Origin of the sequence: Flavobacterium akiainvivens (assembly GCF_001278115.1) — a bacterium.
Lineage (GTDB): Bacteria > Bacteroidota > Bacteroidia > Flavobacteriales > Flavobacteriaceae > Flavobacterium > Flavobacterium akiainvivens.
Window position 1 is genome coordinate 1,667,916 of sequence record NZ_LIYD01000005.1, and the last position, 13,364, is coordinate 1,681,279.

The 13,364-nt window shown below is 45.9% G+C and carries 9 protein-coding genes; 4 read left to right on the plus strand and 5 right to left on the minus strand.

Going from position 1 to position 13,364, the window contains the following annotated elements; genetic code table 11:
- Nucleotides 1-66 precede the first annotated feature (66 nt).
- The 3 genes from AM279_RS07295 to AM279_RS07305 are packed head-to-tail and all read left to right on the plus strand — an operon-like array spanning nt 67 to nt 3,371.
- A complete protein-coding gene (locus tag AM279_RS07295; RefSeq protein ID WP_082344193.1) occupies nt 67-1,308 on the plus strand; it encodes a glycoside hydrolase family 27 protein in 1,242 nt (413 codons plus the stop codon).
- Between the two features lie 2 nt (nt 1,309-1,310).
- On the plus strand, nt 1,311-2,267 hold the full coding sequence (locus AM279_RS07300; RefSeq protein ID WP_054407151.1) for a glycoside hydrolase family 5 protein: 957 nt from the start codon (nt 1,311-1,313) through the stop codon (nt 2,265-2,267).
- Between the two features lie 15 nt (nt 2,268-2,282).
- Nucleotides 2,283-3,371, plus strand: coding sequence for an SGNH/GDSL hydrolase family protein (locus AM279_RS07305; protein WP_054407153.1), 1,089 nt, complete (start codon nt 2,283-2,285; stop codon nt 3,369-3,371).
- 374 nt (nt 3,372-3,745) lie between these two features.
- Here the strand turns inward: AM279_RS07305 and AM279_RS07310 are convergent, their stop codons facing one another.
- Both AM279_RS07310 and AM279_RS07315 read right to left on the minus strand, forming a co-directional pair.
- The gene (locus tag AM279_RS07310; RefSeq protein ID WP_054407155.1) at nt 3,746-5,512 is read right to left on the minus strand and encodes a RagB/SusD family nutrient uptake outer membrane protein; all 1,767 of its coding nucleotides are present in this window, start codon (nt 5,510-5,512) and stop codon (nt 3,746-3,748) included.
- Between the two features lie 5 nt (nt 5,513-5,517).
- Nucleotides 5,518-8,562: a SusC/RagA family TonB-linked outer membrane protein gene (locus AM279_RS07315; protein WP_054407158.1), complete on the minus strand. Its 3,045-nt coding sequence runs from the start codon at nt 8,560-8,562 to the stop codon at nt 5,518-5,520.
- Between the two features lie 345 nt (nt 8,563-8,907).
- Here AM279_RS07315 and AM279_RS07320 point away from each other — a divergent pair, with 345 nt between their 5' ends.
- Entirely contained in the window at nt 8,908-9,978 is a 1,071-nt protein-coding gene (locus AM279_RS07320; RefSeq protein ID WP_054407161.1) for a phosphatidylinositol-specific phospholipase C1-like protein, read from the plus strand.
- A 53-nt stretch (nt 9,979-10,031) separates the two neighbouring features.
- Here AM279_RS07320 and AM279_RS07325 read toward each other — a convergent pair whose 3' ends face one another.
- The 3 genes from AM279_RS07325 to AM279_RS07335 form a co-directional block, all read right to left on the minus strand.
- Nucleotides 10,032-11,918 carry a metallophosphoesterase family protein gene (locus AM279_RS07325; RefSeq protein WP_054407163.1) on the minus strand — a complete coding sequence of 629 codons (1,887 nt, stop codon included), beginning with the start codon at nt 11,916-11,918 and terminating at the stop codon, nt 10,032-10,034.
- Between the two features lie 69 nt (nt 11,919-11,987).
- Nucleotides 11,988-12,569 carry a chemotaxis protein CheB gene (locus AM279_RS07330; RefSeq protein ID WP_054407166.1) on the minus strand — a complete coding sequence of 194 codons (582 nt, stop codon included), beginning with the start codon at nt 12,567-12,569 and terminating at the stop codon, nt 11,988-11,990.
- Nucleotides 12,551-13,360 carry a CheR family methyltransferase gene (locus tag AM279_RS07335; protein ID WP_054407168.1) on the minus strand — a complete coding sequence of 270 codons (810 nt, stop codon included), beginning with the start codon at nt 13,358-13,360 and terminating at the stop codon, nt 12,551-12,553. Before AM279_RS07335 ends, AM279_RS07330 begins: the two co-directional genes overlap by 19 nt.
- Between the last annotated feature and the right edge of the window lie 4 nt (nt 13,361-13,364).

Consider the following 13,364-nt stretch of genomic DNA (forward strand, 5'->3'; position numbering starts at 1 on the left):
AATGGTCAGTGCTACACTATCATACATAAAAGTTTATCTTAGCAACTGCTAAACAATATCAAACCAATGAAAAAAACACTCCACGCACTTATTGCATTTGCAATAGGAGCCACCGCCTTTGCACAGGGCAACAACTATGTGCAGGACTACACAAAATACCAAAACCTGGCCCTTACACCACCCATGGGCTGGAACAGCTGGAACAAGTTTGCCTGTAATGTAGACGAAAACATGATTAAGCAAATGGCCGATGCCATGGTAAGCACCGGCATGAAAGACGCGGGCTATACTTATATAAACATTGACGACTGCTGGCATGGCGACCGCGATGAACAGGGCTTTATACACCCTGATCCTACCCGTTTTCCAAATGGCATGAAAGCCCTGGCCGATTATGTGCACAGCAAAGGCCTTAAGCTGGGCATTTACAGCGATGCCGGTAGCCAAACCTGTGGCGGCAGGCCCGGCAGCCGCGGCTACGAGTTTCAGGATGCGCAAACCTATGCCTCATGGGGTATTGATTACCTTAAATATGACTGGTGCAACACCGAGGGCCTTAAGGCCGAAGGCGCTTATAAAACCATTACCGCAGCCCTTAAAAAGGCAGGCCGCCCTATAGTACTCAGCATTTGCGAATGGGGTAACGACAAGCCGTGGGACTGGGGACAGAACGTAGGCCACCTGTGGCGCACCACCGGCGATATTTACAACTGCTTTGACTGTATTAAAGACCACGGCACCTGGAAAGCCTTTGGCGTAATGGAAATACTCGATAAGCAGGAAGGCCTGCGCCAATATGCCGGCCCCGGCCATTGGAACGACCCTGATATGCTTGAGGTGGGCAACGGTAAACTAACCCCGGGCGAAGACCGCGCACACTTTACCATGTGGGCCATGCTGGCCGCACCGCTTATTGCCGGTAACGACCTGCGCAGCATGAGCAAAGAAACCATTGAGGTACTTACCAACAAGCAGGTTATTGCCATAAACCAGGACAGGCTGGGCATTCAGGGGTTTAAGGTATCGGCAGATGCCGGCCTTGAGGTTTGGGCAAAACCACTTGAAAACGGCGACTGGGCAATTGCATTCCTAAACCGCAGTACTGAGGCCAAACAGATAAATTTTGATTGGGCTACCACCAAAATTTATGACGACATCAACAAAATAAGCCCTGATTTTAAGTCGGTTTATACCATAAAAAACCTTTGGGATAAAAAAGACAACGGCAAGGCTACTACTAAAAAAGCCTTTACCGCACAGGTACCGGCACACGATATTATTACGCTAAGGTTAACTCCAAAAAAATAAGCATGAAAAAATTTGTAACCTCCCTCCTGCTGGCTGTTGCCCTTACCGGCTGCACAGCACAACCGGCTAAAGAGCACGGGCAACTTAGCGTTAAAGGCACCCAGCTTGTAGATGCAAACGGCAAACACGTTATGCTGCGTGGCATGAGCTATGGCTGGAGCAGTTTCTGGCCTCGTTTTTACAATGCCGGCTCGGTTAAGTGGCTTAAAGACGACTGGAACTGCAATGTGGTGCGCGCCGCCATGGGTGTAGAAGTAGGTTCTGAAGGCAAGACGTATAAAGAAAACCCGGCTTTCGCCAAAAAATGCGTTACCGATGTGGTAGATGCTGCCATTGCCGAAGGTATTTATGTAATAATAGACTGGCACAGCCACAACATTAACCTGGCTGAAGCCAAAACTTTTTTTGCCGAAATGAGCAAAAAATATGGCGATAAACCCAACGTTATCTACGAAATATTTAACGAGCCTGATGAAGAAACCTGGCCTGAAGTTAAGGCATATAGCGAGGAGATTATAAAGGTTATCCGCCAAAACGACCCTGATAACATTATACTTGTGGGCTGCCCGCACTGGGATCAGGACATTAACCTGCCCGCTGCCGACCCAATTAAGGGTACTAACCTTATGTATACCGTGCACTTTTATGCCGCCACACACAAGCAGGAACTGCGCGACCGTACGGATGCCGCCATTAAAAAAGGCCTGCCTATATTTGTAAGCGAGTGCGCCGGTATGGAAGCCACCGGAGACGGCCCGTTAAACCCCGAAGAGTGGCAAAAATGGATAGACTGGATGGAAAGCCGCGGCCTGAGCTGGGTTACATGGTCGGTTTCTGATAAAGATGAAACCTGTAGTGTACTGAAACCAACCGCAGCATCAACCGGCAACTGGAAAGATGCCGACCTTAAAGAAAGTGGCCTTAAAACCCGTGCCTACCTGCGCAAGCTTAATAAATAAACCAATAACCAAACCATGAAAAATTTCAGGAAACACTTTTTCATAACATCGGCGGCAGCTATATCATTCTTTATCCTGTCGTTTAATGATATAGATAAAAATCTTTACACCGTGGCCGGCCGTACCGAAATGATAGACGGCAACATAGCACTCATAAGCCCGGCATCATCTGTTACCTTTGGCTTTAAGGGCGACCGTGTAGACGTTAGCCTGCGCGCCCAGGATGATACCGATCACCATAACTATGTGGTACTGGAACTCGACGGGCAGTATTACGGGCGTTTTAAGGTAACTTCTGCGGGTACCAAGCTCAATGTATATTCTACCAGTAAAAAGCCGCATACACTAACCGTATACAAGGCTACAGAGGCCGCTATAGGCACCATTTTGTTTAAGGAAGCCATTGGCACCATTATGGCCGCCAAGGTTACACCAAAGAAAAAAATTGAGTTTATTGGCGATTCCATTACCGTGGGTATGGGCAATGATACTGCCGAAACCCCTTGCGGAAACGGCAGCGAGTGGTATGACCAGCACAATGCCTACTATTCTTATGCACCCATTGCAGCCCGCGAACTTAAGGCCGACTATGTGGTTAATGCCGTCAGCGGTATAGGTATGTACCGCAACTGGAACGACGAGCATAAAGACCAGCCTACCATGCCACAGGTGTATGAAAACCTGTACCTCAACCGCAAGGATGATAAAAAATATGATTTTGGCTTTGCGCCCGATGTTACCTGCATAGCCCTTGGCACAAACGATTTTAGCAATGGCGACGGCAAAAAAGCACGCCTTCCGTTTAACGAAAAAGAATATGTAGACAACTATGTAGCCTTTATAAACACAGTATACAAGCATTCGCCTAAAACACAAATTATACTGCTTAACAGCCCCATGGTAACCGGCGAAAAGTCGGAAACATTTAAAAAGTGCCTGGAGCAGGTTAAGGAAACCGTTAACAAGCAAGCCGGTCACAAGCCTGTGGTGGTGTTCACCTTTAAAGATGTAACCCCTACCGGATGCGGCTCTCACCCTGCCATTGAAGAAGACAAGGCCATGGCGGCACAGCTGGCACCTTTTTTAAAGACGTATTTAAAGTAGTTTTCAGTCGCAGTCACAGTTTTCAGGCCACTCTACGATAATAAATGGAACGCGTCCTTCGGCAAGCTCAGGATGACAGCGCACAATGGAACGCGGATGACACGGATTGAGCGGATAAACGCGGATTTTTTCACACTGCTTTCTTCAGGCCCCGTCGTTGCGAGCGGAGCTTGCGGAGCGCGGCAATCTTACTCAATAACTTATAAAAAATTGCTTCGTCGTTCCTCCTCGCACCCGAGGGCTTTGCGCCTTCTTTGCGATGCTTTGTGTAACCATGGCTAAGTAGCTCAGCAACTCAGAGGCTAAGCAGCTTTAAACAAATAAAAAACGCCTCCGGTTTCCCGGAGGCGTTTTAGCATTATATTGGATTGATATTAATATCCCTGGTTTTGTGTTACACCCGGGGTTACGTCCATAACCTTTTGTGGTATAGGGAATATCCTCCTGAACGGCTGCGTAGCAGGCTTGGCAGAACCCGGCTGGGCAGCTTCAAGCTTACCGAAACGTACCATTTGGGGCCTCCTCCACATTTCCCAGTACAGTTCAAACGCTATCTCACGGAAAAGTACATCCATATCTATTGCAGTAAGTGCAGTACCGGCAGCATTGCCATAAAGCGACTCACGTGTGCGGCTTGTGCGCAGGATGTTGATATCGGCAAGTGCATTACCGGCATCGCCTTTGCGCAGGTAAGCCTCAGCCCTCATGGTATAAATACCACCCAGGCGGAAAAGCGGGATATCTACTTTACCGGAACCGTTACCGTCTTCAGGGTCAAACTCAAACTTAAAGCAACGCACACCACGGTTTATCTGGTTTTGTGCATGTACAGCCTGGGTTGGGTTATCAAAATCAAGGGCCGGTGTAAAGTCCATTGGTGTTGTAGTGCTCTTTTCGCACACAAGCGGCGATACTTTAATCCTGTCGCCCACCATTTCAAACGAAGCTGAAGAAAGCAGTTTAGGCCCGTGCTGTAAACCTTCCTGAAGGCCACGGTTAAAGTGGAACCAAGGCAGGCTTGTGCCCGGCACTATGCTGGTAGCAGGTACGCTAACATCTGTACCATCATTCATAAACCATGTACCATCTGTATATTGATAGTGGCGGTGAAAACGTGGGTCATTATGGTTACCCTCCCACGTTGCATAAAACTCAGGGGTAATACAAGAGGCGTTAGTACCCCTGTTTGTAGGCGAACACTTTTGGTTACGCTCCATGGTGTTATAGGCAAGGTCGTTACTACCATTGTGCTGGTTGTAATCTATTTCCTGGGTAATGGCCCAAACAAGTTCCGGCGCACCGCTGTTGTCTATATCAAAATTTTTAAAGTAGTTGCTCTCAAGGCTATAGTCGCCACTGTCTATAATAAGGCTTGTGTAGTAAATAACCCTGTCCATATCTGTACCGCTACCGCTTACGGCAGCCTCGCTAAAGTTAAAGCTTGAGCCATAACGGTCTTTGTACACAGCGCGGTTAAGGTACATACTGGCAAGTAGCGAGTAAGCTGCCTGCTTGGTAAAACGGCCATTGTGGGTGTTTTGCTCGCCAGAGTTGGCAAGGTCAGGTATAATGGCCTCTACATCAAGAATAAGCTGGTCTATAGCCTCTCCTGCAGGAATAAATTCTACCGGGGCGCTAAGGTTAAGCGGGTCGCGGTAAGGCGTTTGGCCAAAAAGGTCTATGGTGTGGTACATATAGAATGCCAATAGGCCTTTAGCCTCGGCAAGCATAAGTGTTTTTTGCTCGGCATCGCTGGCGTTTATGGTAGCAACGGCAGTTAGCGAACGTGTAATACCGTTAGTAAGCCTGTCCCAGTTATCGTTAACAATAGCGTTATCGGGCGCCCAGGTAAACTCGTGCATGGCGCGCCATTTTCCACCATCTCCCCAGTCAGACCCGCGGGTAGGTAGAAGGGCAATATCGCTGGCCATTTCATTCATGGCAAACATACCGCCTGTGCTGGTAAAAGTACCGTCGCCAAGACGGTCATAAGCTGCGGCAAGTGCACCGGCAGGGTCGCTGGCATCGTCGCCCAGTACCTCGTCAAGCACCTGCTCGTCAAGGTTTGTACAGCCTGCCATTACAAAGGCAAAAAGGGCTGCAAATAGGGTTTTTGTATTGAATATTTTAGCAATTTTCATGGCAATTAGAATTTAAGAGTTGCACCAATTAGGTAAGTCCTTGCTGTAGGGTAAGCTGTATAATCTATACCAATAGACTGGTTACCTGCACTTGCTTTAGGGCTGTTAATAAGCGGGTCATAACCAGAATAGTTTGTAATGGTAAACAGGTTTTGGCCTGTTACATAAAGGTTAATACTGTCAAACCAGTTGACATTGGCCAGCTTAAGGGTATAGCCCAGGCGTGCAGTGTTTAACCTTAAGAAATCTGATTTTTCAAGATACAGTGTAGATATCTGCGGGGCGTTAGCCTGGTTGGCACCACTGTTAACATAGTCCATTGTAGTGTTACGGTCAGACGCCAGGTTGTTTATGTTAAGGGCATTCATGGCGGTGTTGTTAAAGTTGTAACCACCCGTCTGGCCTATAAACGATACCGAGAAATCAAAGTTTTTCCAGCGTAGTTCGCTGTTAAGGGCAAAGTTAAATTTGGGCAGCGCACCTTCTATAATTACACGGTCACTATTGTCTATAATACCGTCGCCGTTCTGGTCTTTGTATACGTTGGCACCGTCTTCGTCAAAGCCTGTGTGCTCAAGCAGGAAGAATGAACCGGCTGCATATCCGTTTTTATAGATATTTGCCTGTACACCACTCTGGCCCGGGCCAGATATAACACCTGAATAGATTTCAGATACCGGAAGGTCTTTTACTTCGTTTTTAAGTGTAGAAGCATTTACATCTAAAGACCATGTAAAGTCTTCGGTATCTATAATCCTTGAACCCAGTGTAAGCTCAAGGCCGCTGTTTACTATGCTACCGTCTATGTTTGTCCATATACTGTTAGTGGGGCTTAGTACCGGTGCAGGTATGTTAAGAATTACATCGGTAGTTTCTTTATTAAAGTATTCTACGGTACCATAAAGCTTGTCGTTCCACAGGCTAAAGTCAACACCTACGTTAAACTGTGTAACCACTTCCCACTTAAGGTCAGGGTTTGGTGTACGGCCTACCGATACACCGTTTACAAGGCCAAGGTCGCTGTACAGGTAGTATCCGTCTTGTGGAGACAGCGCATAGCTGGCCTGGGTAATTTTGTTTTGTACTTCCTGGTTACCGGTTTGTCCCCAGCTTGCGCGAAGCTTAAGGCTGTTTAAAGTGGCCGACTGGCTAAGGAAGTCTTCGTTACTTATGTTCCAGCCCAGTGCGAAAGACGGGAAATAACCGTATTTGTTGTTTTCACCAAAACGGGTAGAACCGTCTGCCCTTAGTGAAGCCCTAAACAGGTACTTTTCATTGAATGCATAGTCTACACGGCCAAAGTATGACTGAAGCTCATTTACCTGCGCAAAACCCGATACACCAGCCTGGATACCGCTAAATGCGGGGTTGTTTGCAGGGTTTATACCGGCATCCCTGTCAGCAATACGGTCCATGATAAAACTTGTACCGCTGGTTTCAAATTTCTGGTAAGAAAAACCGGCTACTGCGTTAAGCTTGTGCTTGTTAGAAAGCAGGTCATAAGAAAGGTAGTGCTCTATAAGCGAGTTTTTACTTTCAACGTTACCCTGTACATAGCGGCCGTTAGTAAAACGGTCTGTAAGGTTAGGATACATTGTAGTATTCCTTTCTGCCATAGAACGGTCTATACCTACGTTCAGTTTATACTCAAGCCCGTTTATAATCCTGAAAGAGGCATCAAGGTTACCCAAAATACGCGATGTGCGGGTTTGGTCATCATACCTGTCTAACAAATAAGCCGGGTTGTAGTGGGCATTCATGTTAAAGTTAGTATACTCGCCATTTTCGTCAAATACATTACGCGTAGGGTTTGCCATAAGCGTGTGTATAATAAGCTGTCCGTCAGAACCACCGTCATCGCTGGTTGGTACACCATCGTCTTTACTTTCGCTGGCAGTAAGGTTTACATTAACCTTAAGGCGCTTATCATCTAAAAACGATTCAGCTGCATTAATCCTTGCCGATGTACGCTTAAAGTTACTCTTGTTTACAATACCTTCCTGGTCCATTTGCGCTACCGATACATAGTAGTTGCCCGAATCTGTAGCTTTAGAGTATGAGAATGAGTTGTTGCGTGTAGCAGCATTTCTGTATATTACATCCTGCCAGTCGGTATTTCCACCGTGGTCAAAAGCAGGGTCGGTAATGGCGTTACGGTACTCATCTGCGCTAAGCACGTCATATTTATGGGCTACCTGGCTAAAGCCCATGTAAGAATCAAACGTAAAGTTTGCCTGGCCTTTAGCACCTTTTTTGGTAGTGATGATTACCACACCATTAGAGCCCCTTGCACCATAAATAGCTGCCGCAGAAGCATCTTTAAGCACGGTCATAGACTCGATATCGCTTGGGTTTAAAAAGTTGAGCGGGTTTTTAGCCGAAGAAGATCCAAGGCCAAGGTTTGCACCACCCGGGCTAACGGCATCGTTACTCAACGGCACGCCATCTACCACAAATAGTGGTGTACTGCCGCTACGTACAGAGCCTACACCGCGAATCATTACGTTTACACCGGCACCCGGTTCGCCGCTGGCAGGTAAAATACGTACACCTGCTACCTTACCCTGTAAAAGCTGGTCTGCCGATGTATTAATACCCTGGCGGAAGTTTTTCTCACTAATTTGCGCTACAGAGCCTGTAACGTCTTTTTTAGACTGGCTACCGTAACCTACAATAAGCAGTTCGCTAAGCTCATTGCTGTCTGGCGCAAGGCTAATGTTAATATCGGCAACGGTTACTACAACCTCCTGTGTGGTGTAGCCCACAAAGGTTATTTGCAGTGTAGCGCCTGTTGCGGCCGAAATTGTAAAGTTACCGTCCATATCGGTAACGGTAGAGTTGGTAGTGCCTTTTTCAAGAACGGTAGCGCCGGCAAGCGGAAGGCCGCTTTCATCAAGCACTTTACCTTTTACGGTTTGCTGCACAAGGCTTTCATAAGCGGCCTTCTCAACAATACCACCTGTTGCACTGTAGCCTGCTGTAAGGCTAAGCAGCGCAGGTACTATATAACAGTACCTTTTAAACTTTGGTGTAGTAGTTTTTAAGTTCATGTGTGTTATTGGGTTTACTAAAGCGAAAATTTTTGTGTTTGTTTCTTTGGGTTACTCAGGGTTTTAATCGTGTTATTTTTGCGTCTGGATAATGGATGCGAAATAAGACCATACCGCCCAAAAGCGTTTTTCAGAAACTTTATCTTTGGATTAAATCAAAGTTTCCTGATTTTGAAAAAATCATCAACTAAAACGTTTAAATCGATTAAAAATCGTAAGTCTATTCATGCAAAATTTACAATTGCTTATCGTTTTAATAAGAAGCAATAGCGCGCAAAAAAACGCTGTAGTGATACTTTTGCTTTTCCTCCCTTTTAAACATCTTAATTACAAACACACAACTTTATGAATGTGAAATTCTTATCGGTTACTACACTGATGCTGGCTGCATGTATGGCCAATGCCCAAAGCGACACTACTAAAATTAACCGCCTGCAGGTTATAGGCTCTCACAACAGCTACCGCCGCGCCATAGAGCCCCAGCTTATGAAGGTACTTAAGGAAAAAGATACCCAAAACCGCCTGCAACACATAGAGTATGACCACATACCTATTGACCAGCAGCTTGATATGGGCCTGCGTAACCTTGAGGTTGATATTTACCCGGACAGTAAAGGTGGCCGCTATGCACATCCAACAGGGCTTGATATGGCACAGGGACTTGAACAGTATGACCCAAAAGGCGAAATGAAAAAACCGGGCTTTAAGGTTTTCCACATGCCTGATATTGATTTCCGCACGTGGGAATACACCTTTGAAGGCCTGCTGCAGAGCCTGAAAAAATGGAGCGACGCAAACCCCGGCCATGCGCCAATATTTATAACCCTTGAGCCAAAATCGGGCGGGAAAAGCCAATTTGGAACCGAGCCTGAGATATTCACCGAAAAGGTATTTGATGAAATGGACAAGGTTATCATCAAAAACCTGGGTAAAGACAAGCTGATAACACCTGATATGGTGCGTGGCAAGTACAAAACCCTTGAAGAAGCCGTACTAAACAACAACTGGCCTGCCCTGGCTGATGCCAAAGGCCGCTTTATGATTTTACTTGATAATAACAAAGACCTGAGGGACCTTTATATTAAAGGCCACCCCTCGCTTAAAGGCCGTGCCGTGTTTACCAATTCTGAGCCGGGGACACCCGAAGCCGCAGCGCTTTTCCGTAATGACCCGGAAGATACCACCATTAGCGGACTGGTTAAAAAAGGCTATATAATCCGCACCCGTGCCGATAACAGCACTACCGAAGCCCGTAATAACGACTATACCCATTTTGAAGATGCCAAGAAAAGCGGTGCACAAATTATTACTACCGATTACTACCTCCCGAGCAAAATGTTTGAATCTACCTATGCCATTAAGTTTGATGATGGCGGTTATGTTAGGATAAACCCTGTAAATGGGATGAGGAAGTAATTTATGAGTTCATAAACAAAAACCCCGGTATCTTTTGCAGATACCGGGGTTTTCTATTCCTTCACGTCTGTCAACACACTCGTTTTTAAATCATACGTAAAATGATTAGCCGGGTCGCCTTTTAAAAATTTATCAAGAATGGTAAAAAACAGTTTAAAATCCTGAAGGATAATATCTCCTTCATAATCAGCGCTTGTATTATTCAGAATGCATTGCATTATAAGTTTGTATTGCGCAAGGCGTTTTTGCCCTATATCGGCCAGGGCCAGCTCATCTGCGCTACGTATACGGTAAAAATCATACATAAGTTCCTCCCCGCTCCACTTGAAATCAGCCAGCTTCATGCCTGATTTTTTAAGCTCCTTTTTAGCCGTTTTAAGAGCCTCTCTACGGGTTTTAGAATCTTTGTTACTATCTAATACCGCTTTGTAATCAACGCCCTGCATATTGGCTATAAGCAGCAAATCCTGCCCGGTGCTGTTCTTTAAAAAACCGGCAAACTCCTTATACCAGTCATCCGGAATAAACCGCAGGCGCACCAGCTCCTTCAAATGAAAATCAGTAAACTCATGGTAGCTTTTGGTCTTAAGTATATCGTGGTTCCAAATGTTTGCCCTTCCCTCTTTTTGCAGCTGGGCATATTCCATTTCATACAGTTGAAACAACGTGTCAAACCCCGGCACATCATCAATGGTAATGGTTTCTACTTCTGCTGTATTATCATGAAGTGTGAGCAGCTTATACCCGGGTATGTATGCCGCTAACGATGGTGTTTGCACGTTAAGCAGCGTATTGCCTTTAGGCGATGTATAAATACCCGTATCGTTAATATGCATATGCCCGCCAAAGTGCAGCGTTATGCCGGCATCGGCAAAGCGTTGGGCAATCTCTTCAACCGGAACGCGGTTTAGCTGCCACTTGCCCTTGCCCATAAACTGCGCGATTTGCGGCGAAGCGCCATCGTTAAAATCTACCATGGGATAATGGCTAAAGGCAACCAGGGTTTTATTGTGTTTTTTGGCTTCCGCCGAAACCTTAGCCACCCACTCAAACAGGTATTGCTTGTGGGTAAGCACATTGTTATAACCGAGGTCGGCACCCTTGTAGTTTTTCTGGTCCATTGGGTTGCCGTTTTCATCAACCGGAATATACGTATTGCCATCTATAGCCAGCAGCCACACACCCTCTACAGTCTCTACCACATAACTGGCGTCAGACACATAAAAGCCTTTTGCAACCTCATACATACGCTTGTCGAGCCTGCTTTGCGTTACCGCAAGGTTATACGTATACTCTTCATAAGCATAGTTACTAAACGGCGAAGCCCAGTACTTATACTGTTCCTTTGGTAAAAAATCAAAGTTACCCAGGTTTATATAAATCCCGCTGTAGCCCATTTGTGCAATATCAGTGGTAACCACTACAGGGAGCTCTCCCTGCTTAGGGGTGTACATCCCCTCTTTACTGAAAATAGGCTGCACTTTGCCACCTTCGCCCAGAAAATCATCTTTACCGGCATCCTGCTTACCCGGCCTTACCGGGTCGTGGTTGCCTGTTGTGATGAAGAACTGTATGCCGTATTTTTCGCTGTAGCTGTTTAATATTTTCTGAAGCCCCTTTAGGTGTATGCGTTGCCCGTCATCAGTATAATCTCCGGGTAGTGCCACTATTTTTATACCCCGTTTGGCAATATCATCAAGTGCGGCTATAAAGGCAAAATAGTTTTCGTTAAAAATGCGGGTTGAGTGCAGCTGGGCATCCATAGTGCGCAGTAATACATACTTACCATCGGCAGGGTTAAGCACACCCCTATATGGGTTATCAGAAAAACGGCCGTACAAATCCTGCAAATGCACATCGGCCAGAAAAGCTATTTTTACATCAGGGGTTTGGGCATTAGCTATAAACGATATGAGTAGGAGTGAAAAGAATTTTCGCATTGCATTGTATTTGCTGCAAAGTTGGCAAAACCTGTGTTTAGGCTGTGTTACCAAAACACCACCAAAGTGTTAATTAAGATTGTTTACAAAAGGCAGTATTTCGCGGGTTTTTAGTAAAAAATCAGGTGTGATTACGTTTAGCGCGCTTTGGGGCATCATGGGCATATCTGCCGTTAAAGGGTCCTGCACCACAACGGTACCGCCCTTTTCCTTAACCGCTACCAGCCCCTGTGCACCATCGGCATTGGCGCCGCTGAGCAAAACAGCTGTAAGCCTATTGCCAAAAACCTCGGCAGCCGACTCAAACGCCACATCTATACTGGGCCTACTGTAGTGTATTTTTTCAGATGCATCTAATGAGAGTTCGCCATTGGCTTCAAACAAAAGGTGGTAGCCTGCCGGGGCTATATACATATAACCGGGCATAAGCTGGGTTTTATCATCAACCTCGTTTACCGGTATGGCAGAACGCACGGTAAAAAGCTCTTCGAGGGTATTGTCTTCAGAGTTTTTGCGGTGCAATACAATAACCACAGCATAATCAGGCAGGGGTTTCAGCGCAGGAAGAATGCTTAGCATTACCTCCAGGCTACCCGCCGAGCCACCAATTAGCAGGGCTTTAAATGCCGGTGTTACTTTATTTTTCTCCATATTTTTTCCCTTCCAAGCTGTTGGAATTTGTGCTGTACCGATGAGAATTTAATGGTTTCTTTTGTACCTAAAACCAGGTAACCCAGGTTAGAAAGGCTACCGTCAAAAAGCTCGAGTACACGCTCCTGCAGGTTTTTGTCAAAGTAAATCAGCACGTTGCGGCACAGTATCAGGTCAAATTCATTAAAAGACCTGTCGCTTACCAGGTTATGCTGAGAGAAAACCATTTTATCAGTAAATTCATCGTCAAATTTGGCGTAACCGTAATTGGCTATATAGTATTGAGAAAAATCCTGAGTGCCGCCGCTGTTCCTGTAATTTTCAGAATACTGTTTCATCATCCTTAGCGGGAACATGGCCTTTTTGGCACTCTCCAAAACTAATGGGTTGATGTCAGTAGCATACATAAGCGACTTGTGCAGCAAATTGGCTTCCTTTAGCATAATAGCCATTGAAAATACCTCTTCGCCCGTAGAGCAGCCGGCGTGCCATATCCTTATAAAAGGCTTTGTGGCAAGGGTGGGCAGCACTTCTTTTCGCAAAACACTGTAAAACTGCGGGTCGCGAAACATCTCGGTCACGTTTACCGTAATTTCTTCAACAACGTGCTTAAAGTAGTGTGGCTCTGTGCGCAGCCTTGATAAAAAGTGCGAAAAATCAGTATAGCCGTCAAGGTTGTAAATGCGGTCTACACGCCTTTTAAATGATGCCATGCTATAACCGCTAAAGTCATAGCCATAGTAATCATATACTTCATTAATCAATATTTCAATGTGGCGGTCATCAACCATGGGG